Below are 24,883 nucleotides of genomic sequence, written 5' to 3' on the forward strand. Positions count from 1 at the left end.
AACCCCGCAGCGGGTGAGGCTCCTGGTTTAGGATTCCGGCGGCATTCAGGGTCGCTGCGCTGTGCCACTGCACAGGTGTCTGTTCGCGCCGCGAATGCGACATCTTCAGATCCAAAGACCCCTGCGTCACCACAGTCGAACCGGACGTGGCACTCACCGTGAGCGGGATCGTCGGGTCCGGAGTACTGGGCGTCGCGGAGCGAGTGCTGCGAGCATTCACCGCCTTCCTCGAAGGAGACGTACACCCACGGGGAGGAGGCTATCCGGGGCGGCCGACATTTGAGAAGGGCGCCCGACCGTCGGTCGTAAGCGGTGCAGAAGCCTGTGCCGACGCTTGCTCGGCCGATCAGGGCGGAACCGGGCCTTAGTCTCAATGCGCACTGATGTCAGTTTCCACTCATAGGCTCAATCTGTGGGGCGGAACAAAGCGAAGAAGCCGAAGAAGGCAAGGTCGAATGCGCTAAGCAGCCTCGACCGGCTGGTACAGACATATCAAGCCGATGACCTTTGGGAACTGATTGTCGCGGCTGGCGCATCGCCGAATTTGCGCCATCGTTGGGCTTCAGTGGGTGCCGTGGCGCATGCCAGCATCCGAGCCAATTGGGCCGGATCGGGCGCCGCCGTCGGTACGGACGCACTTGAGCCGCTCCTCGACGGGGCGGTGGATGTCTTTCCGGACCTCGCGTGGAACGAAGATTTCGTTGCCGCCGATCCACGCTTGGACGTCCGGCTGCGGATAGGCGACTCGCTACGGCGCCTTTTCCCTGGATGCATCGAGCGCCCCGTCGCGGATATCGATCGCGCAACCCTCACTTCGCGCGCGATCGATGAGTTCGTTGTTGCCGTTCATGGATTCGGCATTCAGGATGTTGTTGACGTCATCACCGCCCACGTCGATGCGTCGTTGAGGGTCCTCGCGCCCGCATGGCCAGCGTCCATCTCTCAAGATGATGACGAACCGACGGAAACCCTCCATGAGGCGGAATTGACCGCTTCGCGAGAGCTACTGGCCACTGAATCTGCTGACGTCGATACTCAGAGCCGCCAAGTCGCGCTCGAATGGCTGACAAAGGATGCGTCCGCGGTGGCTTTCGATCCGACGCATCCAATGAGCGCTTTCGGTAGATGTGCGCGGGTGCGGCGCGGCTCCGATTTCCGCTGGCTACCTTTGGCTTTCTTGCCTGAAGTGCTCAGCTATGCCGTCGGCGAACTGGCTGCCTCTGTCGCGAATCTGCCTGAGGCCCGTCTTCGATTTGCTCAGGAGTCGGCGGCTGCGGCCCGCAACTACCTATGGAGGTTCTCGTCGTCGGTCTTGGGCCCAAATGATCTGAGCGACGGGCCAACGGTGTCGCCGCGCAACGTGGTGCAGTGGATCGCACCCGTCGCCCGGGATGTGGCCATAGCCGTCCAGATGCTTTCCCAGCTGGGTGACCTGGTCGGCTTCCGCGAGAAACCGATAGTCAAGCAGATCGCCGACGCGAGCCCGTCACCCACGCAGCTCTCCGTCCCGATGGCGTACCGCGGCTTACGTGTTCCAGCGGGAACCGAGGTCGTCCCGCTTCTCATTGCCTCGTCACCGCACCACATCACCGCCAGCCCAGGAGGACCGGGACTTGCTTCCATGTCACTTGACGAGCTGCGCTGGATCGCGCAAACCGCTGATGACGACCTCGACCTAGCGCACTTCTGCAAGGATTTGGCGAACCCGACGGGCCCGCAACTATTCGGGTGGGAGGTCATCGACCGCTGGGAAGCCTGGCGCAGCGGCGGCAAGACATTCTTCGCTGGCGGCGCTAGCCCGCCAATGATCGCTTTCGCCCCGCACAGTGGGGAGGCCGAGTGGCAACTCGCGGCGACACATAGCGACGTCGAGGCAGCCCTCGCCACACTTCAATTACCCATAGCGCACGACGCTGCACTCGTAGAACGATCCGGGACCGACGCACCCACGGTCGCCGCCTGGAGGACGCCGGCAGCCGACGGCACACCTGGGATCAGTGAGACGGCCCGAGAGGTCAACGCCTGGACGCTGCATGTCGGTCAGAGTCCCGTCGCTGTGACGTGGTCAGATCAATGGCCAGCCGATCAGTGGAAGCTCGTCATGGACATCGCCGGCGCAATCCCCTTCGGTATTGCGCAGGTCTCGTCGGAGTGGGAGACCGCGCACACCGCAGAAACGGCGCGAGGCCACATCGTCGAGCTGGTTCCTCCGAACGCAGCGGACCAGACGACCCTCTTTTCGATCGGCACCAACGAGCTGGGCTCCGATGGCATCCAGCGCGTTTCAGTTGGCCTGGCCTTTTCAGTCCTCGAGGGCTTCGAAGGAGAAGACTCGGACCTCCGCATCCGCGAAGAGATGGCAGTGCTAATCCGGAAGTTGCTTCACCTGAGTGGCGTTGCCCGGTCAGATTGTGACGCAGTCGAGAGCGCGTGGCGGACGGCCCCGCCGACACTCACGTTCCAGATCATCAACACGATCACTCGCCACAACGACCTCCGGCCCCCCGTGGATTTCAACGAGTCTCTGGGCTCGGAGATCGACCGGGTGATCGCGACGAAGGTTAAGGACGCCGGGGTCACACCTGGCATATTCACGGGCGCCGAGGCGAAACGGCTTGATCGCGAGATCCTTTCCCGGGCGGCACTCGATGCACTTCGAGCGAAGCTCGCTTTCTACGACCGCGACGATCTCGTCCGATATGGAATGACACAGCTCGAACGAGGCGCAGCCCAAAGAGATGCCGCATTGCGCGGTATACGCCAGTCGCAAAAGTCACTCTCGCTTGCGTGGGATCCGGTTACTACGGCGAACAAGGTTCAGAGCGACGCTTTCCAGCTTCGCCGCGCGAACGAAATGATCGTCGAAGCCGCCCTTCGTGATAGTCCGCGGGGTGAATCGCAGATCAACGAGATCACGTGGGCGAGCCTCCTGGCCGCAGCTAACGCGTTCGTTGAAGCCACTACCCGCAGCGAAGGAGTACACCTGCAGGTGACCCCCTTGGCGCTTGAGATCAACGACCTATACGAGATAGCCACGATCGATGACCCCACGCCAATTGAGCCGCATGAAGGCGCCCCCTATCGCTTGAACCAGCATGAGCTGAGTCTGGCAATGGCTGCGGAGCAGTTCGATTCCGACTCCGGGGAAGTCCCGGCGCCCCCATGACTGCAGAGATCGATGGCGCGATGGCGGCCGCGTATGGAATCGGCGTAACGGATCTCTTTGCCGTGTTTGGCGGCCTCGCGTCATGGCCGTTGGACGGGTCCGCCGGCGATATCGCCGCGGCCACCCCACCCGAGGTCTCGCAGCAGGTGCTTGACCTCACCGATCTCGGAGCAGACGACGATGGAGCGCAGAAGGTCGAAGCTGCGATGAACCTTCTAACATCCACAACTGACTCGCTAGCAGATGGGGAATGGCAGCCCTGGCGCACGAGACAGAGAAAGCGTCGCCTGCTGGCTCAACCGATCCCGGAATTGTCGGATGGGACCGTTGTCATCGCGCCGCACTACCTGCTCACCAGCCTGCGGGTCTACCAGGGCTACCTGTCGCAAGGCGTCTTGCCCTGGACACAGCCGCAACCTCCGAAAGAGCTCGACCTAGCCCTCCAACGGTTTCGTGACGCCAAGAACAAGGCGCTCGAAGACGACGTCGCGACGCTTCTTGAGGATTACGGCTGGAGTGTGGAGAAGAACATCAAGGAATCAAAGGCACGACGCCTGAATCTTGAGGTTCTCTCTACTGAAATCGATGTCGTGGCGGGTAAGCCCGGGAAGAAAACCCTGCTTCTTCTCGAGGCGAAAGATCCGGCCTCCGTTCACGCCCTCTCGCAGATGCGTGATCAACTGGACGATTTCTACCTCGACCGAAGCAACAAGCCTGCTTACGCGACCCAACTTGCGCGCAAGCGAGATGATCTGATCTCTCACGAGTTCGAAGTCGCTGCGGCGCTCAACTTGCCGGCATCCGCAACTGGGCAGGTGGTCCGCCCCTTGTTCGTATCGCGGCACCCAATACCGGCCGGGTACGTCGACGGACCGTTCGAGGTTCGGACGATTGCTGAACTACGAAACATGCTGGAGCAGGATCTGATCGACTAGGCGACCTCTGCGACGACTTCTCCGCGCTGACCGCACCCAGTCAGAGCTGAAGTCTCGTCACAGCATTTCCGTGAGGAAGATCATGCCGGCGTCGATAGCGCTCGACGTAGGCAGCATCGCGGTGGCCGGTTTGCTCTCGAATCTCTGAAGAAGTCGAACCGTCGAGCATCGCCGGAAAGACAATCTGTCTTGGCGGTCGACAGCAGCCGATTAGATCGGCGCCATGTCCGCGAACCGCGAGTACATGCCCTGGAACGCCACCGTGACGGTCTTCGTGGGGCCGTTGCGGTGCTTGGCGACGATCAGGTCGGCCTCGCCCGCGCGGGGGTTGTCCTTCTCGTAGGCGGACTCACGGTGGAGGAGGATGACGACGTCCGCGTCCTGCTCGATCGAGCCCGACTCGCGGAGGTCGCTCAGGGCGGGGAGCTTGTCGGCGCGCTGCTCCGGGCCACGGTTGAGCTGGGACAGCGCGATCACGGGTACCTGCAGCTCCTTGGCGAGCAGTTTCAGTGCGCGGGAGAACTCGCTGACCTCCTGCTGGCGGCTCTCGACGCGCTTGCCGCTCGTCATGAGCTGGAGGTAGTCGATGATCACCATCTTGAGGCCGACGCGCTGCTTGAGCCGTCGGCACTTGGCGCGGATCTCGACCAGGGTCATGTTCGGGCTGTCGTCGATGTAGAGCGGGGCGTCGTTGATGCGGCCGCGCGTGGAGGCGATGGTGGTCCAGTCGCGGTTGTCGACGGTCCCCTTGCGCATGTGCTGCAGCGGGACGGTCGCCTCGGCGGAGAGGAGGCGCATCGCGATCTCGCTGCGCCCCATCTCCAGCGAGAAGAAGATGGTCGGCATGTCGTGCTTGATCGCGGCGGCGCGTGCGAAGTCCAGCGCCAGCGTGGACTTTCCGAGGGCGGGTCGGGCGGCGACGATCACCATCTGGCCGGGGTGGAGGCCGTTGGTCAGCTCGTCGAGCTCGGCGAAGCCGGTCGGCACGCCGGTCATCGAGCCGTCCTTGTGCTTGGCCGCCTCGATCTCGTCGATCGCGACGGTCACAGCCTCGGTCAGGGGGACGTAGTCCTCGACCTCCTGGTGGCCGGTGACCGAGTAGATCTCCGCCTGGGCGTTGTTGACGAGGTCGAGGACCTCGCCCTCCGCCTTGTAGCCCATCTGGGTGATGCGGGTGCCGGCCTCCACCAGGCGGCGCAGCAGTGCCTTCTCGGTGACGATGTTGGCGTAGTAGCCGGCGTTCGCGGCGGTGGGGACGAGGCTCGTGAGCGTGTGGAGGTACTCGGCGCCGCCGGCACGGGACAGCTCGCCCAGCTTGGTCAGCTCATCGGTGACGGTGATGACGTCGGTCGGCTCGCCGTGCGAGTACAGCGAGAGGATCGCGTCGTAGATGATCTCGTGCTTGGGGATGTAGAAGTCCGTGCCGCGCACGACCTCGACGACGTCGGCGACGGCGTCCTTGCTGAGCAGCATGCCGCCGAGAGCGCTCTGCTCGGCGAGGAGGTCGTGAGGAGGGGTGCGCTCGGGAGAGCGGGCCTCGCCCGGCTCGCGGCTGTCGGCGAGACCGATATGGGCGATCGACACGTGCTCTCCTCAGTTCTCCTGTTTCGGGCGCGCACCGGTCGGTGCTTCCCCCAAGCCTGCGCCGCCCACGTCCGGACGGCACGCGGGCACGCCGGGTGCGGCCGCCTCCGCACGTTGTCCTGACCGTGCCGTGGAGGCCGCGCCGAAGCGCGTCCGCTCGCAGACTACGGACGGCCACCGACAACGTCCCGCAGCCTGCTGCGAGCCGATCCTCGGCGGTCTTCCGTCGACGTCGCTCCACCCTACGAACCCCTCGCCGCGCCCACAACTCCACCTGTGGATAACTCTGGGGATAATCTGGGCGAAACGCCGACGCGGCTGTGCACAAGGTGTGGGATACGCTGTGGAAAACCAAAAATCTTCACACCGAAACGCCTGGTTGATCAGGGGTTTATGTTTGCACAGGCTGTGTGTAAAAGTTCCCTGCGGCCTGTGGTCGACCTCGTCCGGCGGGGCCTGTGCACTGTGGATGGAGCCGGGGAAAACTCCGTTAACGAGGTGTAGCGGCGGGCTCTCGCCCGCCGCTACACTGTGAGATTTCCGTCCGCTACTTGGCGGCGACCACCTGCAGCGCGATGACGGCCGAGAGGTCGTCGTGCAGGCGGACGGTGGCCTCGTGGTCACCGACGACCTTGATCGCGTTCGGGAGCTCGATCTTGCGCTTGTCGAGCTCGCCGATGCCTGCGGCCTTGACCGCGTCGGCGACGTCGCCCGTCTTCACGGAGCCGAACAGACGGCCCTCGCGGCCGGCCTTGACGACCAGCTTGACGCGGGTCGCCTCGAGCTTGGCCTTGAGGTCCTGAGCGGCCTCGATCGTGTGCAGCTCGCGAGCGGCACGGGCCGCCTTGATCTGCTCCACCTGCTTCTCGCCACCACGGCTCCACACGATGGCGAAGCCCTGGGGGACGAGGTAGTTGCGTGCATAGCCGTTCTTGACGTCGACGACGTCACCGGCGGAGCCGAGGCCGGTGACCTCGTGCGTGAGAATAACCTTCGACATTCTGTCCCTACTCCTTAACGGCCAGAGCCGGCGTAGGGGAGGAGTGCCATCTCGCGCGCGTTCTTGACTGCGCGGGCGATGAGGCGCTGCTCCTGCACGGAGACACCGGTGATGCGGCGGGCGCGGATCTTTCCGCGCTCGGAGATGAACTTCCGCAGGGTGGCGACGTCCTTGTAGTCAATGACGCCCACGCGGACGGACTTCGCCGGTGCGGCGTTCTTCCCGTCCTTGCCCTTGCGGATCGGCTTGCGGCGGTCGCCGCTCGACTTTCCAGCCATGATTTCCTTTGCTTTCCGCCTGACGTGGCCGAGGCCGGCCAGGCAAACTCAGTTGGAGGGACCCTTTAGAACGGGGTCTCGTCGTTGTAGGAGCCCGGAGTGTTCCAGACGTCGGCGCCCGCGGACGGGTCCGCCGGAGCGGAAGCGGCCCACGGCTCCTCGACGGCGGGAGCGCCGCCACCGAAGCCACCGGCGCCACCCGGGCCACGGCCCGAGGACTGCGCACGGGTCACCTGAGCGGTGGCGTACCGCAGCGACGGCCCGATCTCATCGATCTCGAGCTCGATGGAGGTGCGCTTCTCGCCCTCCTTCGTCTCGTAGGAGCGCTGCTTGAGACGCCCCTGAGCGATGACACGGGACCCCTTGGTCAGCGAGCCTGCGACGTGCTCGGCGAACTCGCGCCAGACGCTCGCGCGCAGGAAGAGAGCCTCACCGTCCTTCCACTCGTTCGCCTGACGGTCGAACGTGCGGGGAGTGGATGCGATGGTGAAGTTGGCGACAGCCAGCCCGTTCTGCGTGTAGCGCAGCTCGGGGTCGGCCGTGAGGTTGCCCACCACGGTGATGACGGTCTCGCCGGCCATGGGACTAGGCGCCGGCCTTCTCGGGGGCGGCAGCGGCCTTGTCGGCGGAGGTGGACGCCTTGCGGGCGGCCTTCTCGTCGGCGCGCTTCTGAGCGGCCGCGACCTGGGCGATGGCCTCTTCGGCGCGGAGCACCTTGGTGCGCATGACGGCCTCGCTGAGCTTCAGCTGGCGGTCGAGCTCCTTCGTGGTGTCACCGGTCGCGGTGAGCTGCACGACGGCGTAGATGCCCTCGGACTTCTTGTTGATCTCGTACGCCAGGCGACGACGACCCCAGATGTCGATGTTGTCGACAGATCCGCCGTCGTTGCGAACGACGTTGAGGAACTTGTCGAGGCTCGGAGCTACGGTGCGCTCATCGATCTCGGGATCGAGGATGACCATCAACTCGTACTGATGCATGACTAACCCACCTCCTCTGGTCTCAGCGGCTGCAGACGTTCTGCAGCAGGAGGGTTTGACATCGGTTGCGCAGGCAGGACTCCGCCCGGGCAACTTATCTAGGGTAGCCGATGGGCCGCTCCCGCGCCAACCGGGGCGCTGGGCGGTGGGGTCTGCGATGGTCTCTGCGATGCTCATGCGTCCAGCCTCGCGATGAACGGAGGCCCGCAGGGCGGCGTCCGCGAATCTGTGGACAACTCGTCCGGGTGCCGACGCTGTGGAGGACTTGGTGCCGTGGCGGCCGCCGGCCTACCGCGCCTCCCACCACGCGAGCAGGCGCCGCGTGGCCTCCTCCTCACCGAGCGGTCCCTCATCGAGCCGCAGCTCCAGGAGGAAGGAGAGCGCCTGTCCGACCTCGCGTCCGGGCCTCAGCCCCAGCAGCCGCATCACCTGCTCCCCGTCGAGGTCGGGGCGGACGGCGTCCAGCTCCTCCTGCGCCTTCAGCTCGGCGATACGCCGCTCGAGGTCGTCGTACGCGAAGCCGAGCCGGTCGGCCTTGCGCCGGTTGCGCGTGGTCACGTCGGCGCGGGTCAGCATGTGCAGGCGCTCCAGTTCGCCTCCGGCGTCGCGCACGTACCGGCGGACCGCCGAGTCGGTCCAGTGCGCGTCGGAGTACCCGAAGAAGCGGAGGTGCAGCTCGATGAGGCGCGCGACCGAGTCGACCGTGGCCTTGTCGAAGCGCAGGGCGGTCAGCCGCTTCTTGGCGAGCTTCGCCCCGACGACGTCGTGGTGATAGAAGGAGACGGCTCCGCCCGGCTCGAACCGCCGCGTCGCGGGCTTGCCGATGTCGTGCAGGAGGGCGGCGATCCGCAGCACGAGGTCGGGCGCCTCGCCGGGGTGGCGCTCCTTCTCATAGCCGATCGCCTGTTCCAGCACGGTCAGGCTGTGCTGGTAGACGTCCTTGTGGTGGTGGTGCTCGTCGACCTCCAGGCGCAGCGCGGGCAGCTCCGGCAGCACGTGGTCGGAGAGTCCGGAGTCCACGAGCAGCTCGACGCCGGGCCGCGGGTCGTCGGCGGACAGCAGCTTCGTGAGCTCGTCGCGCACGCGCTCGGCGCTGACGATCCCGATCCGCTCGGCCATGTCGGCCATCGCCTCGCGCGTCTGCTCGTCGACGTCGAAGCCGAGCTGGGCGGCGAACCGCGCGGCGCGCATCATCCGCAGCGGGTCGTCGCCGAACGACACCTCCGGGCTCGACGGCGTGGTGATGCGCCGGGCCAAAAGGTCCTCCACGCCGCCGGACGGGTCCACGAGCCGCACCTCCGGGACGCGGAGGGCGAGCGCGTTGACGGTGAAGTCCCTGCGCAGGAGGTCGCCTTCGAGCGCGTCCCCGAACTGCACCTCCGGCTTGCGCGTCGCGCCGTCGTAGCTGTCGCTGCGGTAGGTCGTGATCTCGACCGTGTCGTCGCCGAAGCGCGCGCCGATCGTGCCGAACGCGCGGCCGATGTCCCACACTGCGTCGGCGATGGGCCGGACGACTCCGAGGATGTCGTCCGGGCGCGCGTCGGTGGTGAAGTCCAGATCGTGCACCTCGCGGCCCAGGAGGGCGTCGCGCACGGGACCCCCCACGAGCGACAGCTCGAACCCGGCTGCGGCGAACGCCTGTGCGAGCCGATCGACCGTCGGGGTCCTGGCCAGGGCGCCGAGGCGGTCGAGGGATTCGGCGACGGACTGCATGGTGACTCAGTTTAATGGGAGGCCGGACGCGCCGCTCGCCTCGGCGCGAGGCCGCGTGCTCGCCGGGCTCTCACAGGGGGCGGCCCCTAGAATCGTCGACATGGAGGCGGAACCGGGATCGTGCGTCGGCGCATGAGCGTACCCGGCTTCCCCCTCCGGGGTGCGCGACTGCCTGCTGCCCTGATCGGTGCGGGGGTGGCCATCGTCACCCTCCTGGCCGGTCCCGCCGCGAGCCCAGCGTCAGCGACCTCCGGCCCCGTGTCCGTCGCCTCGGCCTCCCTCCGCACAGCGACGAACGCCTCGATCAGCGCGTCCCTGACCGCCGACAACGGAGGGGTGCTCGCGCCGGGGCAGGAGCTGGTCGCGTCCGTCACGGTGACCAACCCGACGGACGCCGCCTACACGGGCGGCTCGGTCGGGCTGTGGCTCGACCCGCAGCCGCAGAAGTCACGAGCGGATCTCGCCTCCTGGCTCACCTCGACGGACACGGTCCCGGGCCGGGTCGACCTCGGCACGGCGACCCTCCCCATCCTCGAACCGGGCGCCAGTGTCGTGGTGCGCGTGAACGTGCCCGCGGCGGCCGTCCCGTTCGCGGGGAGGACCACCTCGGCCGTCTACGGGATCGGCGCCACGGCCGACATCGGCCGGGCGGTCGCGAACGCCCGGGGATCGGTCGTCTGGAACCCGGGCGACCCCTCGACGCGCTCCACCGTCGGCGTGGTGATGCCGATCGTGAGCCCGTCCACCGGTGACGGCCTCATCTCCGCGCAGGAGCTGGCCACCTACACGGCGCCCAACGGCGTGCTGACCCGCGACCTCGACGGGCTCCAGAACCACGCGACCGTCACGGTCGGCATCGACCCGATGATCCTGGCGTCCATCCGCGTGCTCGGGAACACTGCGCCCGCCAGCGCGACGGCGTGGCTCGACCGGCTGAGCGCCCTCCCGAACGACACCTTCTCACTCGGTTACGGTGACGCGGACGTCGCCGGCCAGATCCAGGCCGGTCTTCCCGCGCCGCTGCAGCCGACGGCGCTGGGCTACGCGCTCGACCCCAAGAACTTCTCGCCGGCCCCGACGGCGATCGGGGAGCCGCAGAGCCCGACCCCCACTCCCGCGGCGACGCCCAGCCCGACGCCGACGCCCGGCACCGGACAGACGCTCCCCACCCTCGACCGGCTGCTGGCCTGGAACTACACCCTCCGCGGCATCGCGTGGCCCGGCGACGACACCCTCCGCTCGGCCGACCTCGCGCCCCTCGCGGCGGCAGGGCTCGGCACCGTCGTCGTGTCGGGCGGCAACACCAACGCCGACAAGCTCGACTCGACGCCGAACGCGCCGCAGCACAGCGGGTCGTCGACCCTCGCGGTCTCGGATCAACGGCTCTCCGAAGCGCTGCGCCAGGCCGTCTCCGCGCCGAGCGACCTCGCCTGGAACGCCGCGATGTCGAAGCTGAACGCCCAGCTCCAGCTCGTCAGCGCCGAGGGGACGACGCCCCGCCACCTGCTGCTCGCGCTCGACCGCTCCTGGCCGTCGAGCGGGACGCAGCTCCAGCGCACGCTGGACGCCCTGTTCACCAGCCCGTTCGCGGCGCCGTCGACGTTCCCCGCCCTGCTGTCGTCCGCGCCGTCGTCCGAGCTCGCGCTGACCGACGCCCCGGAGTCGCAGACCCGGATCGACAGCATCCACCTGCTGCTGCAGGACGAGAAGTCGATCGACGCGTTCGCGACCGTCCTCAGCGACCCGACCACGCTCACCGGGCAGACGCGGGCGCAGCTGCTCACCCTGCTCGCGGTCTCGTGGCAGAACCCGCGCACCGGCTGGACGGCCGCAGTGAGCGGGAGCAGGCAGGCGACGGTCAAGACCCTCCACGCGGTCCACATCCTGCCCACCGAGAACGTGAACCTGGTGAGCGCGCAGGGGTCGATTCCGTTCACGGTCAGCAACGAGCTGAGCACGGAGGCCGTCACAGTCGTGCTCAGCGCCTCGCCGTCGAACAGCCGGCTGGAGATCGACGCGCCGACCACGAAGACGATCCCGCAGGACTCCCGGGCGACGATGCTCGTGCCGGTGAAGGCCAAGGTCGGTAACGGCCAGGTCATCCTGTCGCTGCAGCTCTACAGCCCGACAGGCGTGCCGATCGGCGACCCGAGCTCGGTCACGGTGGATGTGCACGCCGACTGGGAGGGCATCGGCGCGCTGATCTTCGGCGGCCTCCTCGTGCTGCTGTTCGGCTTCGGGATCGTGCGCAACATCCTGCGCCGCCGCGACCAGCGCCGGAAGGGCGAGGGCGCCGAGGACGAGGATGGCGCAGCCGCCGCTGACGGTGACGCCTCCGACGAGGCCTCCGGCAGCGCCGAGGACGCGGACACCACCCGCCCCGCCCCGGGAGGCGCCGATGGCTAGCGTCGGCCGGGCGAGCGCGATGCTCGCGTCCGGCACCCTCGTCTCGCGCGTCCTCGGGTTCGGGAGGGCGTGGCTGCTCGTCCAGGCGATCGGGCTGTCGAGCATCGCCGCGAACGCGTACAACACCGCCACGATCGTTCCGAACAGCGTCTATGCGATCATCGCCCAAGGCATCCTCAACGCCATCCTGGTGCCGCAGATCGTGCGCGCCTCGGTCAACCCGGACGGCGGACGCGCCTACATCAACAAGCTGATCACGCTCGGGATGGTGGTGTTCGCGGGGGTGGCCGCGATCGCCACACTGCTCTCACCGGTCCTGATGTCGCTCTACGGCCTCCGCGGGGCCCAGGCGGAGCTCGCGACCGCGTTCGCATACTGGTCGCTGCCGCAGATCTTCTTCCTCGGGCTGTACACGCTGCTCGGGGAGGTCCTCAACGCGCGCAAGTCGTTCGGTCCGTTCACCTGGGCGCCGGTGGTCAACAACGTCGTCGGCGTCGCCATGCTCGGCGTGTTCGTGCTCGCCTTCGGCGCCTACGCCACCGGGAACAACCATCCGGTGTGGTCGCCGGGGATGGTGGCGCTGCTCGCCGGAGGAGCGACGCTGGGGCTGGCGGCGCAGGCGCTCGTGCTCTTCCTCTTCTGGCGGCGGATCGGCCTCCGTTTCCGCTTCGACTTCCGCTGGCGCGGGGTGAACCTCGGATCGGCCGGAAAGGCAGCGGGCTGGACCTTCGCCATGCTCATCGCCACCCAGGTCGCGGGTCTCGTGGAGACCAACGTCGCGAACTCCGTCGGTGAGGGGCACGCGGGCTCCTTCGCGATGACGAACGCCTGGCTCGTCTTCATGCTCCCGCACGGCATCATCGCCGTGTCGATCGTGACGGCCTTCTACACGCGGATGGCGGAGCACGCCCACCGCGGAGCCGTCGAATCCTTCCGCGACGACTTCTCCAGCGCGGCGCGGTCCATCATGTTCCTGATCGTGCTGGCGTCGGCCGTGCTGATCGTCCTCGCCTATCCGGTCGCCCGGGTGTTCACCTCGTCGTACCAGTCGATGGGCAATGTGCTCATCGCCTACCTCATCGGCCTGGTGCCGTTCTCCCTCGTGTTCATGGCGCAGCGCGCCTTCTACTCGCTCGGGGACACCCGCACGCCGTTCATGTTCACCCTCGTGCAGACCGTGGTGATCGTCGTCGGCGTGCTCGCGTGCTTCGCGGTGCCCGCCGACTTCCGCGCCGCCGCCATCGCCTTCGTGGTCTCCGGCGCCAGCGTCGTGCAGGCGGGCCTCGCGTTCGCGTTGCTGCGCCGCCGCACCGGGGGAGTGGACGGCCGGCGCATCCTGAACGGGATGTGGCGCTTCCTGGTCGCCGGTGTCGCGTCGATGGTGGCGGGTGGCGGGTTCCTCGTCATCCTCGGGGGAGTGGACCACGGCTCCTTCCCGGTGAGCGGCCCGATCGCCGCCGTCGTCTCGTCGGCGATCGTCGGCGTGATCATGCTGGTCGTCTACCTCGGCTTCCTCGCCCTCCTGCGATCGAGCGATCTGGAGGCCGGTCTGGCGCCCGTTCTGGAGCGCGCCGCGGCCCGTTCCTCCGCTCGCAGGTGACACGGAATAGCATCCGCCTAGGATGTGTTCTACAGGGCGGTGTCTCCGGACGGAGCACCGCAGACCATCAAGGAGTTCCTCCGTGCGGCAGATCATCATCATCGGTTCCGGCCCTGCCGGTTACACGGCGGCCATCTACGCCGCTCGCGCCAACCTCAAGCCGCTGCTGATCGCCTCCTCCGTGGAGGCCGGCGGCGAGTTGATGAACACCACCGAGGTCGAGAACTTCCCCGGCTTCCCCGACGGTGTCATGGGCCCCGACCTCATGTTCAAGATGCAGGCGCAGGCCGAGAAGTTCGGCACCGACATCGTCCTCGACGACGTCGTGTCCGTCGACCTCTCCGGCGACGTCAAGACGGTCACGCTCGGCTCCGGCGCCGTGCACGAGGCGCTGTCGGTCATCTTCGCCACGGGCTCCGCGTACCGCAAGCTCGGGCTGGAGGACGAGGAGCGCCTGTCCGGTCACGGCGTGTCCTGGTGCGCCACCTGCGACGGGTTCTTCTTCCGTGAGCGCACGATCGCCGTCGTCGGCGGCGGCGACTCGGCGATGGAGGAGGCGACCTTCCTGACCCGCTTCGCGGACAAGGTGTACGTCATCCACCGCCGCGACTTCGCTCCGCGCCTCCAAGATCATGCAGGAGCGCGCGTTCGCCAACGAGAAGATCGAGTTCATCTGGAACTCGGAGGTCGTCGGCATCAGCGGCGACGAGCAGGTGCGCGCGGTGACGCTGCGCGACCTGGAGACCGGCGAGCAGAGCGAGCTGGAACTGCAGGGCCTGTTCATCGCGATCGGCAACGACCCGCGGGTCCACCTGGTCCACGGCCAGCTCGACCTCACTCCGGAGGGGACCATCGCGGTCGCCGGCCGGAGCTCCAAGACGAAGGTCGCGGGCGTGTTCGCCGCGGGCGACGTGATCGACCCCACCTACCGCCAGGCGGTCACCGCCGCCGCGTCGGGTACGGTCGCCGCGCTTGACGCCGAGCACTACCTCACGACCCTCCCCAAGGACCTGCTGGAGCGCGCTGCGGAGGGCGCGTCCGGCGATCTCGAACTCACGACCACCGCATAAGGAGAATCAGCAACTATGTCAGCAGCACGTTCCGTCACGGACGCCACTTTCGAGCAGGACGTCCTCAGCAGCGGAAAGACCGTCCTCGTCGACTTCTGGGCCGAGTGGTGCGGTCCGTGTCGCGCCGTCGGTCCGATCCTCGACCAGATCGCCGCCGAGCACGCGGACAAGATCGAGATCGTCAAGCTCAACGTGGACGAGAACCCGCAGACCGCGGCGAAGTACCAGATCACCTCCATCCCCGCGATGAAGGTCTACCAGGGTGGCGAGGTCGTCAAGACCGTCATCGGCGCCAAGCCGAAGCCCGCCCTCGAGGCCGACCTGGCCGCCTACCTCGCGTAGCGCGACAGCCAGGCAGCTTCCACACACTGTCAGACCCGTCCGGCGCTCATCCGCCGGGCGGGTCTTTCGTGTATCCGGGAGTCGGCTCGATTTCCAGCGGGGTGCATGCCGCCCCTAGCATGAATGAACGACACGAGAAACGGACGATTCGTGACAGAACAGGGCAGCCCTCGCCAGCAGGGAAACAATCTGGACCCGTGGTATCACCACTACGCACAGCGCACCAGCGGCCTGGCCGCCAGTGAGGTCCGAGCCCTGTTCGCCGTCGCCAGCCGCCCCGAGGTGGTCTCGCTGGCCGGCGGCATGCCGTACGTCGCGGCGCTCCCCGATGATCTGGTCGTGGGGGCGATGGACCGGGTGATGCGCGAGCAGGGTCCGGTCGCTCTCCAGTACGGGTCCGGTCAGGGCGTTCCCGCGCTCCGGGAGCAGATCCTGGAGGTCATGGCCCTCGAGGGGATCAGCGGCAGCGCTGACGACGTCATCGTGACGACGGGCTCGCAGCACGCGCTCGAACTGTTCAGCAAGCTGTTCATCGACCCGGGCGACGTGGTGCTGGCCGAAGGCCCCAGCTACGTGACGGCGATGGTCATCTTCCGCTCGTACCAAGCGGAGGTCGACCACATCCCGATGGACGAGCACGGGCTCATCCCGGAGGCGCTGCGCGAGCACATCGCCCGGCTGAAGGCAGCGGGCCGGCGGGTGAAGTTCCTCTACACGGTGCCGACGTTCCACAATCCGGCCGGGGTCACCCTGTCCTGGGAGCGGCGGCTCGAGATCCTTGAGATCGCCCGCCAGAACGACATCCTGGTGCTGGAGGACAACCCTTACGGGCTGCTCTACTTCGGAGAGAAGCCTCCTGCCGCGATGCGGTCCGTCGAGCGTGAGGGCGTCGTCTACCTCGGCACCTTCTCGAAGACTCTCGCGCCCGGATTCCGGGTGGGCTGGGCGCTCGCTCCGCACGCCATCCGCGAGAAGCTCATCCTCGCCAACGAGGCGGCCGTCCTGAGCCCGAGCTCGTTCAGCCAGCTCGTCATCTCGGAGTATCTGCGCGATGCCGACTGGCGCGGCCAGATCGACACGTTCCGCGGGGTGTACCGCGAGCGCAAGGAGGCCATGATCGCCGCGCTGGAGGAGTACCTCCCCGAGCTGTCCTGGACGAACCCGAACGGCGGCTTCTACGTGTGGCTCACGCTGCCCTCGCACCTCGACTCCAAGGCCATGCTGCCGCGCGCCGTCACCGAACTCGTCGCGTACACGCCCGGCACCGCCTTCTACGGGGACGGGTCGGGCGCGCAGAACATCCGACTGTCGTTCTGCTATCCGACGCCGGAGAGCATCAAGGTCGGGGTCCGCCGGCTCGCCAATGTCATCAACGGCGAGCAGGACCTCCTCGACACCTTCGCCGGCACCGGCCCCCTCACCGCGTCCCGCGCCAGCCGCACCAGCCCGAACCCGCCGACGGATCTGCGCTGATCCCCGGCGCATCCATTGCCGAAGAAAGAGCAGATCATGGCCGAAAAAGAAGCACTCGACATCGTTGTTCTCGCCGGCGGAATCTCGCACGAGCGCGACATCTCGCTGCGCAGCGGACGACGTGTCGCCGACGGCCTCCAGTCGTTCGGACACCACGTGACTGTGCGCGAGCCGGACGGCGCGCTGCTCGGTTACCTCAGCGAAAGCCGCCCGGACGTCGTCTGGCCGGCGCTCCACGGATCGAGCGGTGAGGACGGCGCCCTGCGCGCGCTGCTGGAACTGGCCGGCGTGCCGTTCGTCGGGTCGACCACCGACGCCGCCCGGCTCGCCTGGTCGAAGCCGGCCGCCAAGACCGTCGTGTCCCGTGCCGGCGTCGCCACTCCGGCGTCGGTGACGCTTCCGAAGGAGACGTTCCGGGAGCTCGGCGCCAACAGCGTACTGGCCACGGTGCTCGGCGCGTTCGATGTCCCGCTCGTGGTCAAGCCGGCCCACGGCGGCTCAGCGCAGGGCGTCACCATTGTCACCGCTGCCGAGGAGCTTCCGCGAGCGATGGTCGACGCGTACACGTACGCCGACGTCGCGCTGATCGAACGGAAAGTCGCCGGCGTGGAGGTCTCGGTCGCCGTACTCGACACCGGAGACGGTCCGATCGCGCTTCCGCCGGTCGAGATCGAGCCGATCGAGGGTACGTATACGTTCGATGCGCGGTACAACGCGGGGGAGACCCGGTTCTATGTGCCGGCGCGGCTGGACGAGTCGACCACCGAGGCAGTCTCGGGCGCGGCGACCGCAGCACATTCCGCGCTCGGCCTCCGGCACCTGTCCCGCGTCGACCTGATCGTCGACGCGGCGGGCATCCCGTGGTTCCTGGAGGCGAATGTTCTGCCGGGTCTCACGGAGACGTCGATCATGCCCCAGGCGATCGCGGCGTCCGGTCGCGACCTTGGGGACGTCTACGCGACGCTCGCGGCAGCGGCGATCGCGGACGCAGGGGAGTAGGCGGGGGTTTCACGTGAAACGGGAGGCTGATTCACCCCCGTTTCACGTGAAACGGACCGGCGAGCTGTAGGTCGGCTGGCCGATCTCGTCCAGGATCCGGTTCAGGTCCTGGATCGTGGCGAAATCGACCACGATCTGGCCTTTTCGTGCGCCCAGGCTGATCTTGACCCGGGTGTTCAGCCGGTCGCCGAGCCGCTCGGCCACCTCGTCCAGGTGGCCGCGGTGCTTGCCCGGGGAGGCCTTCGTCCGGACCGGCTTCGGTGATCTGCTTGCGGCGGCCTCCGCCGCGCGCACCGAAAGGTCCTCGTTGACGATCTTGTCCGCCAGTCGCACCATCGCGTCCTCGTCGTCGCCGACCGAGAGGATCGCGCGAGCGTGGCCCGCGCTGAGGACGCCGGCCGCCACGCGCGACTGCACAGGCGCCGGGAGCTTCAACAGGCGGATCGTGTTCGTGATCTGCGGGCGCGAACGCCCGATCCGGGTCGCCAGCTGCTCCTGCGTGATCCCGAAGTCGGCGAGGAGCTGCTGGTATGCCGACGCCTCTTCGAGCGGGTTGAGCTGCGACCGGTGCAGGTTCTCCAGGAGGGCATCCCGCAGCATGTCCTCGTCCGCGGTGTCTTTGATCACCGCCGGGATGCTGTCGAACCCGAGTTCCTTGGTCGCACGCAGCCGGCGCTCACCCATGATGAGTTCGTACTTGTCCACCTGCCCGGCGACCGGGCGGACGACCACCGGCTGGAGCACGCCGACCTCGCGAATGCTCGCTACGAGCTCGTCCAACGCCTCGCGGTCGAACTCGACGCGTGGCTGCGCTGCGTTGGGGACGATGTCAGCGGGGAGAGGTTCGCGAGCCGAGCGCCGGGCACCGCGACGAGCTCCGCCGTTGCCACCGCGGACGTCTCCGGGAAGAAGACATCCACCGGTCGCGACGCCTGATCGCTCGTGGGGATGAGTGCGCCGATACCGCGGCCCAGTCCAGTGCGCTTCGCTGCCATTAGCGGGGTACTCCTCTTCGTGCGATTTCAGCGGCCGCCTCGAGGTACGAGAGCGACCCGGACGAGTTCGCGTCATAGCTGATGACGCTCTGCCCGTAGCTCGGCGCCTCCGAGATCCGCACAGAGCGCGGAATGATCGTGTCGAGCACCTCGTCGGGGAAGTGTTGCCGGACATCGTCCGCCACCTGGTGGGCGAGGTTGGTCCGCGAGTCGTACATGGTCAGCAGGATCGTCGACACCCGCAGCTTCGGATTGAGGTGCCGCTCGATGAGCTGGATGTTCTTCAGCAGCTGGCTCAGGCCCTCAAGCGCGTAGTACTCGCACTGAATCGGGATGAGGACCTCGGTGGCAGCGACGAAGGCGTTGATGGTGAGCAACCCGAGCGAGGGCGGGCAATCGATCAGGACGTAGTCGATGTCGAATTCGTCCAGGAAACGCGAGAGCGCGCGCGAAAGACGCTGTTCACGGGCGACCATCGAGACGAGCTCGATCTCGGCGCCGGCGAGGTCGATGGTGGCGGGAATCACGAACAGCCCATCGAACTCGGGGCTCTTCTGGATGACCTCCTCGAGCTCCTTGTCGTTGACGATCACGTCGTACACGCTCGGCGTGCCCTCCCGGTGCTCCACGCTCAGCGCGGTGGAGGCGTTTCCCTGGGGGTCGAGGTCGATCGCAAGCACGCGCGCGCCGGACTTGGCCAACGCGGCCGCGAGGTTCACGACCGTCGTCGTCTTTCCTACGCCACCCTTCTGGTTGGAAATCGTGAAGATCCGAGTTCGTGACGGCAACGGCAGCGTCGTTGAAGCGATGGCTTGTCTCCTCCTGGCCAGATCCTGCATCTCGCGCGCAAGTGGCGTCGACGCATCGAAGGTGATCTCACCCACCTCAACGGGAGCATCCTGGTCGGGTTGTTTCACGTGAAACCTCGTTGCTTGGTACGGTGTACGGCCTCGCCGCGGGGGAGTTACTGGAACGCGGTGCGAACCACTCGTCAACTCTAGCTTGACTGTCCGGCGACACCCTTCAGCATCGCGGAAGCTGTGGAGAACGCAGTTATCCTCAGCGGACCTGCGCCCGAATGACCCGGGTGACGTCGTCCAGGACGCCCTCACCCAGCGTGAGGACTTCAACGTCATGGACGCGATACTTGCGCATCTCCTTCGAGGCCGCTTCGACCTCCGCGGGCGCGCCGGCGCCCTTCATCAGCACCAGTTCACCGCCGTCGCGCAGCAGGGGAGAGGTCAGAGGAATGAGTTTGCGGAACGCGCTCACGGCTCGGGCGGTGACCTGGTCCAACGGCTCAGCAAGCCGTGCATCCTCGGCCCGATCCCGCACGACGGTCACGTTGTCGAGTCCGAGCTCGCTCACCTGCTCATTCAGCCAGGCGACGCGGCGCTCCATCGGCTCGATGAGCACGAATTCCACATCAGGACGGGCGATCGCAAGCACGAGTCCAGGCAGACCGGCGCCGCTTCCGACATCCCCAACGCGTCCCGGCTTGAGCAGCGGCGCGACGATCGCGCAATTCAGGATGTGACGCGACCAGATGCGGGGGAGTTCGAGGGGTCCGATCAACCCACGCTCTTCACCCTGGGCGACCAGATTGGCCGTAAATGCGCGAGCGACGTCGATTCGCTCACCGAAGAGTGTCCCAGCGACCGCAGGTTCGGTCTCGACGGAATCAGTCACCGTTTCACGTGAAACTATGCAGCGGTGATGACCGTGTGGCGGTCACGACCCTCGCCGCGGGAGTTGGACACGTAGCCTCGCTCGGACACGATGTCGTGCACGAGCTTGCGCTCGTACGAGGACATCGCGGGCAGCGACGCCTCGGCCGAACCTTCCTCCAGCCGGGCGATCGCCCGGTCCACCAGGGTGGCGAGCTCCGCCTGGCGCGCGTCGCGCGAACCGGCGATGTCGAGGATCAGGCGCGAGAATCCACCCGTCTGGTTCTGAACCGCAAGGCGGGTCAGCTCCTGCAGCGCAGCGACCGTGTCCGGCTTCGACAGCAGGCGGAGGTTGGTGCCCTCTTCAGCGTTCACCGAGATGTACGCGCGGCCGTTGCGGGTGTCGATGTCGATGTCGCCATCGATGTCCGCGATGTCCAGCAACTCCTCGATGTAGTCCGCGGCGATGTCGCCCTCACGGTCGAGATCGGCAGGGGCCGCCGACTCGGCGTCGCCCTCCACGTCAGCAATGGGGGAGTGGACGGCTTCCTCCTCGGAAGGCGTGAACTCGGTCTGCACGTCGGTCATATCCCTACTTCTTTCCGGCCTGCTTCTTCGCGCGGTTCTTGTTCACCGGCTGCACGCGCTGCGTGGTGACCGGCTTCTGCGGCACTTCGTCGACCTGGAGGACGACGGCGCCGTCCTGCACCAGTTTGCCCTTGCGTGCGAGGCGGGCCTCGCGGGCCTTGGCCGCGTCCGACCCCGGCGTCGGCATGTTGCGGATGACCAGGAACTGCTGGCCCATCGTCCACAGGTTGGAGGTCAGCCAGTAGAACATGACGCCGAGCGGGAACGCGAAGCCCGAGAACAGGAACACGAAGGGGAGCAGGTACAGCAGGATGCGCTGCTGCTTGAACTGCGGGCTCGCCTTGGTCTCCGGCGACATGTTCTTGGAGACGATCTGCAGCTGGGTGAGGAACTGCGATCCGGTCATCAGCACGACCATCGTCGCGGCGATCACCATGACGGCGACCTGCTGCGGGTGGGCGTTCAGAGCGCCCTGGAAGCTCTGGTGCAGCGGGGCCACACCGAACAGCGTCGCGTTGCCGAACTGCTGGGCGAGCGTCGCGTTCAGCGGACCGACGCCGGCCTTGCCGCTCTGGGCGCCGTTCAGCACCTGGAACAGGGCGAAGAACACCGGCATTTGCAGCAACAGCGGGAGGCACGAGCTCAGCGGGTTGGTGCCCGTCTTCTTGTAGAGCTCCATCGTCTCGCGCGACATCGCCTCGCGGGAGAACTGGTCCTTCTTGCCCTTGTACTTGTCCTGGATCTTCTTGAGCTGCGGCGCGATCTCCAGCATGCGGCGCTGGTTCTTGATCTGCCGGACGAAGATCGGGATGAGGGCGGCGCGCACGACGACGGTCAGGCCGACGATGGACAGCACCCAGGTGATACCCGCCGCGGGGTCCATTCCGATGTTGCTGAACACCCAGTGCCAGGCGACGAGGATGAGTTCCACGACCCACTTGATGGGCCAGAGGATGGTACCGATGATGTCCATGTCTGGGTGCTAGGCCTTTCCCTGGCTGGTGGCGACGACGAATCCGAACGGAGTGACCCGGTAGCGCCGCTTCTTCTTGAGGGGGACGTCATCGACCCCTCCGGCTGCCCACGGGTGGCAGCGCGCGATGCGACGGATGCCGAGCGCGCTGCCGATGATCACTCCATGCTCCTGAATCGCCTGCAGAGCATAAGCGGAGCACGAGGGGTAGTACCGGCAGACATCGCCGTACAGCGGGGAGATCACCGCTCGGTACGCCCGGAGCACCAGCACGGCAGCGTTCCTCGGAGCGAGGAGCACAGCTGCGATCGCGGTGTTCATGGACGGACGTTGCCTTCGCTGGTGTCCCGTGGACGGTTGTCGCGCGGACTGGTGGTGTGACGGCTGAGGAAACGGTCGGTGGCCCGCGCAACCTCACCGTGCAGATTAGCCCAGGTCAGTTGGGCGGACGCTGGTAATGCCCGGATCACCACATCGATGCCGGCACCGTCGGCGGCCGCCGGCGACAGGTGGGGGAGCAGGTCGTACGCCGCGGCCTTGAGGCGGCGGCGGACGCGGTTGCGGACGACCGCGTTCCCGACCGCCTTGCTCACGATGAAACCGAATCGCACCACGTCGGAGTCGCGGTTGAACCGGACGTACGCGATCGTGCTCGCTCCGTTGAAGCGAGCACCTCGTCGCACGGTCGCCCGGTACTCCGCGCCCCGCGTGATGCGATGGTTCTTCGCGAGCACGCGCCGCGACCTACGCCGGAAGGGGCTCTGACCCGGAAGGGGTCAGGCCGAGAGCTTCTCGCGGCCCTTGGAGCGGCGCGCCGAAAGGATGGCGCGGCCGGCACGCGTGCGCATGCGGAGGCGGAAGCCGTGGGTCTTCGCGCGCTTGCGGTTGTTCGGCTGGAACGTTCTCTTGCTCATATCAATCTCCGTGGTGGTCTCTTCACAGGCCGGTGCTGAAAGGAATTCGGCCAGCACGGGGAGGCCAGGAAAGTTTCTGGGCAGCCGAAACGGCTGAAGTCAACTTATTAAAACTACGTCCTGAGGCCGACCGAGGTCAAACCGATCGCCCCGAAACCCTTGATTATGCACGGGATTAGCAGGAAGCGCGTGATCGACGCGCCGGAGTATTCCGGGAACCGAATTTGATCCACACCTGTGGACAAGTTAGCGTGAACTCCAAAGTTATCCCCAGGCCATCCCAAAATCGGCCGGAGATCGCTACGGTATTGCACACACAGCGGTGGATAACTCTGTGAATACCCCACGGCGGCATCCTTGCCGCCAGCCCAGCGCGAGTCACACGGGGGACGACTCGTCTCGCGCCGGGCCGACGGCATCCACGAAATTCGAAGACGGGGAACGATGGCAGGCGGCGAAGAGTCCATTTCTGCGGCATGGCAGAACGTGCTCGACAATCTCGAGACGGACGACCGCATCACCCCCCAGTTGCACGGCTTCCTCAGCCTGGTCGAGCCCAAGGGCATCATGGCCGGCACCTTCTACCTCGAGGTGCCCAACGAGTTCACGCGCGGGATGATCGAGCAGCGCAGCCGGGTCCCGCTCCTCAACGCGATCGGCGCGCTCGACCAGGCGCTCGAAGTCAACACCTTCGCGATCGTGGTGAACCCCGAGATCCAGCAGGAGTCGATGGCCGGCCCCGCCGAGCCGGAGCCCGCCCCCTATCTGGACGCGGTCGCGCCGATGGTGGCGCCGCCGACCGAGATCACCGCGCCCCCGCGCAACGGCGACACCCGCCTCAACTCCAAGTACAGCTTCGACAACTTCGTCATCGGGCAGTCCAACCGGTTCGCGCACGCGGCCGCGGTCGCCGTGGCGGAGGCACCGGCCAAGGCGTACAACCCGCTCTTCATCTACGGCGACTCAGGCCTGGGCAAGACCCACCTCCTGCACGCCATCGGTCACTACGCCATGAGCCTGTACCCGGGCATCCGCGTCCGGTACGTGTCGAGCGAGGAGTTCACGAACGACTTCATCAACTCGATCGCGAACAACCGGGGCTCGTCCTTCCAGGCGCGCTACCGCAACATCGACATCCTGCTGATCGACGACATCCAGTTCCTGCAGCGGGCGGTCGAGACGCAGGAGGCGTTCTTCCACACGTTCAACACCCTCCACGACCACAACAAGCAGGTGGTCATCACCAGCGACCTCCCGCCGAAGCACCTGACCGGCTTCGAGGACCGCATGCGGTCGCGCTTCGAGTGGGGTCTGATCACCGACGTCCAGGTCCCCGACCTGGAGACCCGCATCGCGATCCTCCGGAAGAAGGCGCAGAGCGAGAAGATCCTCGTCCCGGACGACATCCTGGAGTTCATGGCGTCGAAGGTGTCGAGCAACATCCGCGAGCTGGAGGGGACGCTCATTCGCGTCACGGCGTTCGCGAGCCTGAACCGCACGCCGGTCGACATGCCGCTGGTGCAGACGGTGCTGAAGGACCTGATCACCCTCGACGACGACAACGTGATCGCGCCGACCGACATCATCACCAACACCGCGGAGTACTTCAAGCTCAGCGTCGACGACCTCTACGGGTCGAGCCGTTCGCAGGCGGTGGCGACCGCCCGCCAGATCGCGATGTACCTGTGCCGCGAGCTGACCAACCTCTCGCTGCCGAAGATCGGACAGCTCTTCGGCGGCCGCGACCACACGACCGTGATGTACGCGAACAAGAAGATCAGCGAGCTCATGAAGGAGCGGCGCTCGATCTACAACCAGGTGACCGAGCTCACCAGCCGGATCAAGCAGAACCACCGCTACGGCAAGTAAGCCGGCGGACGGCATCGACTGCACGCCACGCCGCGGCCGTCGAGAAAGTTATCCACAGATTGATCCCCAGAGTGGGGAGAGTTCGTTATTAACACCTGGGGATAACTTGTGGAGAAGTTCCGGAAAGTCGCTCGATTAATGGGGACTACGGCTGCGGGGCTGTGAAAAGCCGTCGATCGGGCTCGGGCTCGACATCCTTGTCAACAGTGGGATTCCACCGGTCATCAACAAGTCACGAGGGTGTAGTTCCCACTGATTGCAAGGTATCCACCGAGTTATCCACAGTTTCCACAGCGGTTAACACCATTAATGATTAATCCTTCTCAGTTA

Annotated in this window: 21 protein-coding genes and 2 pseudogenes; 9 read left to right on the plus strand and 14 right to left on the minus strand. The window is 66.6% G+C overall.

Features of this window, described 5'->3' with window-relative positions; all coding sequences use genetic code 11:
- Nucleotides 1-412: 412 nt before the first annotated feature.
- Both ACQ86L_RS12350 and ACQ86L_RS12355 read left to right on the plus strand, forming a co-directional pair.
- Nucleotides 413-3,166 carry a hypothetical protein gene (locus ACQ86L_RS12350; protein WP_434315665.1) on the plus strand — a complete coding sequence of 918 codons (2,754 nt, stop codon included), beginning with the start codon at nucleotides 413-415 and terminating at the stop codon, nucleotides 3,164-3,166.
- Nucleotides 3,163-4,101: a hypothetical protein gene (locus ACQ86L_RS12355; protein WP_434315666.1), complete on the plus strand. Its 939-nt coding sequence runs from the start codon at nucleotides 3,163-3,165 to the stop codon at nucleotides 4,099-4,101. The genes ACQ86L_RS12350 and ACQ86L_RS12355 overlap by 4 nt, the downstream gene beginning before the upstream one ends.
- Nucleotides 4,102-4,311: 210 nt before the next feature.
- Here ACQ86L_RS12355 and dnaB read toward each other — a convergent pair whose 3' ends face one another.
- The 6 genes from dnaB to ACQ86L_RS12385 form a co-directional block, all read right to left on the minus strand.
- Nucleotides 4,312-5,685 (minus strand): replicative DNA helicase, encoded by a 1,374-nt coding sequence (dnaB, locus tag ACQ86L_RS12360; RefSeq protein WP_185275660.1) that lies wholly within the window; start codon nucleotides 5,683-5,685, stop codon nucleotides 4,312-4,314.
- A gap of 547 nt (nucleotides 5,686-6,232) precedes the next feature.
- Nucleotides 6,233-6,685, minus strand: a complete 453-nt coding sequence (gene rplI, locus ACQ86L_RS12365) for a 50S ribosomal protein L9 (RefSeq protein WP_434315667.1) — start codon at nucleotides 6,683-6,685, stop codon at nucleotides 6,233-6,235.
- Between the two features lie 14 nt (nucleotides 6,686-6,699).
- Nucleotides 6,700-6,963, minus strand: coding sequence for a 30S ribosomal protein S18 (gene rpsR, locus ACQ86L_RS12370; protein WP_018189012.1), 264 nt, complete (start codon nucleotides 6,961-6,963; stop codon nucleotides 6,700-6,702).
- Nucleotides 6,964-7,028: 65 nt separating this feature from the next.
- A complete protein-coding gene (locus ACQ86L_RS12375; protein WP_345838781.1) occupies nucleotides 7,029-7,544 on the minus strand; it encodes a single-stranded DNA-binding protein in 516 nt (171 codons plus the stop codon).
- Nucleotides 7,545-7,548: 4 nt separating this feature from the next.
- Entirely contained in the window at nucleotides 7,549-7,944 is a 396-nt protein-coding gene (gene rpsF, locus ACQ86L_RS12380; RefSeq protein ID WP_345838780.1) for a 30S ribosomal protein S6, read from the minus strand.
- A gap of 288 nt (nucleotides 7,945-8,232) precedes the next feature.
- Complete coding sequence (locus tag ACQ86L_RS12385; RefSeq protein WP_434315668.1) at nucleotides 8,233-9,657, minus strand: CCA tRNA nucleotidyltransferase; 1,425 nt, start codon at nucleotides 9,655-9,657, stop codon at nucleotides 8,233-8,235.
- A gap of 132 nt (nucleotides 9,658-9,789) precedes the next feature.
- Between ACQ86L_RS12385 and ACQ86L_RS12390 the strand changes: the two genes are divergently transcribed.
- The 6 genes and pseudogenes from ACQ86L_RS12390 (at nucleotide 9,790) to ACQ86L_RS12415 (ending at nucleotide 17,547) form a co-directional block, all read left to right on the plus strand.
- Nucleotides 9,790-12,063, plus strand: a complete 2,274-nt coding sequence (locus tag ACQ86L_RS12390) for a DUF6049 family protein (protein ID WP_434315669.1) — start codon at nucleotides 9,790-9,792, stop codon at nucleotides 12,061-12,063.
- Nucleotides 12,056-13,663, plus strand: coding sequence for a murein biosynthesis integral membrane protein MurJ (gene murJ, locus ACQ86L_RS12395; RefSeq protein WP_434315670.1), 1,608 nt, complete (start codon nucleotides 12,056-12,058; stop codon nucleotides 13,661-13,663). Before ACQ86L_RS12390 ends, murJ begins: the two co-directional genes overlap by 8 nt.
- Nucleotides 13,664-13,745: 82 nt before the next feature.
- Nucleotides 13,746-14,733 (plus strand): annotated as a pseudogene (gene trxB, locus ACQ86L_RS12400) (thioredoxin-disulfide reductase).
- A gap of 15 nt (nucleotides 14,734-14,748) precedes the next feature.
- Nucleotides 14,749-15,075, plus strand: coding sequence for a thioredoxin (trxA, locus tag ACQ86L_RS12405; RefSeq protein ID WP_179604159.1), 327 nt, complete (start codon nucleotides 14,749-14,751; stop codon nucleotides 15,073-15,075).
- A gap of 150 nt (nucleotides 15,076-15,225) precedes the next feature.
- A complete protein-coding gene (locus ACQ86L_RS12410) occupies nucleotides 15,226-16,548 on the plus strand; it encodes a PLP-dependent aminotransferase family protein (protein WP_434315671.1) in 1,323 nt (440 codons plus the stop codon).
- 36 nt (nucleotides 16,549-16,584) lie between these two features.
- A complete protein-coding gene (locus ACQ86L_RS12415) occupies nucleotides 16,585-17,547 on the plus strand; it encodes a D-alanine--D-alanine ligase family protein (protein ID WP_434315672.1) in 963 nt (320 codons plus the stop codon).
- A gap of 42 nt (nucleotides 17,548-17,589) precedes the next feature.
- On the opposite strand, the pseudogene ACQ86L_RS12420 reads toward ACQ86L_RS12415, so the two are convergent.
- The 8 genes and pseudogenes from ACQ86L_RS12420 to rpmH form a co-directional block, all read right to left on the minus strand.
- A pseudogene (locus ACQ86L_RS12420) lies at nucleotides 17,590-18,542 on the minus strand (ParB/RepB/Spo0J family partition protein).
- The gene (locus ACQ86L_RS12425) at nucleotides 18,542-19,381 is read right to left on the minus strand and encodes a ParA family protein (protein WP_434318887.1); all 840 of its coding nucleotides are present in this window, start codon (nucleotides 19,379-19,381) and stop codon (nucleotides 18,542-18,544) included. The pseudogene ACQ86L_RS12420 and the gene ACQ86L_RS12425 overlap by 1 nt, the downstream one beginning before the upstream one ends.
- Before the next feature lie 220 nt (nucleotides 19,382-19,601).
- Complete coding sequence (rsmG, locus tag ACQ86L_RS12430; RefSeq protein WP_434315673.1) at nucleotides 19,602-20,231, minus strand: 16S rRNA (guanine(527)-N(7))-methyltransferase RsmG; 630 nt, start codon at nucleotides 20,229-20,231, stop codon at nucleotides 19,602-19,604.
- A 14-nt stretch (nucleotides 20,232-20,245) separates the two neighbouring features.
- The gene (locus ACQ86L_RS12435; RefSeq protein ID WP_434315674.1) at nucleotides 20,246-20,797 is read right to left on the minus strand and encodes a protein jag; all 552 of its coding nucleotides are present in this window, start codon (nucleotides 20,795-20,797) and stop codon (nucleotides 20,246-20,248) included.
- Between the two features lie 4 nt (nucleotides 20,798-20,801).
- Nucleotides 20,802-21,770 (minus strand): membrane protein insertase YidC, encoded by a 969-nt coding sequence (gene yidC, locus ACQ86L_RS12440; RefSeq protein ID WP_345838770.1) that lies wholly within the window; start codon nucleotides 21,768-21,770, stop codon nucleotides 20,802-20,804.
- A gap of 9 nt (nucleotides 21,771-21,779) precedes the next feature.
- Nucleotides 21,780-22,091: a membrane protein insertion efficiency factor YidD gene (gene yidD / locus ACQ86L_RS12445; RefSeq protein WP_434315675.1), complete on the minus strand. Its 312-nt coding sequence runs from the start codon at nucleotides 22,089-22,091 to the stop codon at nucleotides 21,780-21,782.
- The gene (gene rnpA / locus ACQ86L_RS12450; RefSeq protein WP_434315676.1) at nucleotides 22,088-22,504 is read right to left on the minus strand and encodes a ribonuclease P protein component; all 417 of its coding nucleotides are present in this window, start codon (nucleotides 22,502-22,504) and stop codon (nucleotides 22,088-22,090) included. Before rnpA ends, yidD begins: the two co-directional genes overlap by 4 nt.
- Before the next feature lie 42 nt (nucleotides 22,505-22,546).
- The gene (gene rpmH / locus ACQ86L_RS12455) at nucleotides 22,547-22,684 is read right to left on the minus strand and encodes a 50S ribosomal protein L34 (RefSeq protein WP_021763546.1); all 138 of its coding nucleotides are present in this window, start codon (nucleotides 22,682-22,684) and stop codon (nucleotides 22,547-22,549) included.
- 444 nt (nucleotides 22,685-23,128) lie between these two features.
- On the opposite strand from rpmH, the gene dnaA reads away from it, so the two are divergent.
- Nucleotides 23,129-24,553 carry a chromosomal replication initiator protein DnaA gene (dnaA, locus tag ACQ86L_RS12460; RefSeq protein ID WP_434315677.1) on the plus strand — a complete coding sequence of 475 codons (1,425 nt, stop codon included), beginning with the start codon at nucleotides 23,129-23,131 and terminating at the stop codon, nucleotides 24,551-24,553.
- Nucleotides 24,554-24,883 lie beyond the last annotated feature (330 nt).

Source organism: Leifsonia sp. P73 (assembly GCF_051059105.1).
Taxonomy (GTDB): Bacteria; Actinomycetota; Actinomycetes; order Actinomycetales; family Microbacteriaceae; genus Leifsonia.

Coding starts and splice junctions, on each gene's coding strand:
- ACQ86L_RS12355 (WP_434315666.1), top strand. CDS start 3,163: ATGACTGCAGAGATCGATGGCGCGATGGCGGCCGCGTATGGAATCGGC.
- rplI (WP_434315667.1), bottom strand. CDS start 6,685: ATGTCGAAGGTTATTCTCACGCACGAGGTCACCGGCCTCGGCTCCGCC.
- rpsR (WP_018189012.1), bottom strand. CDS start 6,963: ATGGCTGGAAAGTCGAGCGGCGACCGCCGCAAGCCGATCCGCAAGGGC.
- ACQ86L_RS12375 (WP_345838781.1), bottom strand. CDS start 7,544: ATGGCCGGCGAGACCGTCATCACCGTGGTGGGCAACCTCACGGCCGAC.
- rpsF (WP_345838780.1), bottom strand. CDS start 7,944: ATGCATCAGTACGAGTTGATGGTCATCCTCGATCCCGAGATCGATGAG.
- ACQ86L_RS12385 (WP_434315668.1), bottom strand. CDS start 9,657: ATGCAGTCCGTCGCCGAATCCCTCGACCGCCTCGGCGCCCTGGCCAGG.
- ACQ86L_RS12390 (WP_434315669.1), top strand. CDS start 9,790: ATGAGCGTACCCGGCTTCCCCCTCCGGGGTGCGCGACTGCCTGCTGCC.
- murJ (WP_434315670.1), top strand. CDS start 12,056: ATGGCTAGCGTCGGCCGGGCGAGCGCGATGCTCGCGTCCGGCACCCTC.
- trxA (WP_179604159.1), top strand. CDS start 14,749: ATGTCAGCAGCACGTTCCGTCACGGACGCCACTTTCGAGCAGGACGTC.
- ACQ86L_RS12415 (WP_434315672.1), top strand. CDS start 16,585: ATGGCCGAAAAAGAAGCACTCGACATCGTTGTTCTCGCCGGCGGAATC.
- ACQ86L_RS12425 (WP_434318887.1), bottom strand. CDS start 19,381: ATGCAGGATCTGGCCAGGAGGAGACAAGCCATCGCTTCAACGACGCTG.
- ACQ86L_RS12435 (WP_434315674.1), bottom strand. CDS start 20,797: ATGACCGACGTGCAGACCGAGTTCACGCCTTCCGAGGAGGAAGCCGTC.
- yidC (WP_345838770.1), bottom strand. CDS start 21,770: ATGGACATCATCGGTACCATCCTCTGGCCCATCAAGTGGGTCGTGGAA.
- yidD (WP_434315675.1), bottom strand. CDS start 22,091: ATGAACACCGCGATCGCAGCTGTGCTCCTCGCTCCGAGGAACGCTGCC.
- rpmH (WP_021763546.1), bottom strand. CDS start 22,684: ATGAGCAAGAGAACGTTCCAGCCGAACAACCGCAAGCGCGCGAAGACC.
- dnaA (WP_434315677.1), top strand. CDS start 23,129: ATGGCAGGCGGCGAAGAGTCCATTTCTGCGGCATGGCAGAACGTGCTC.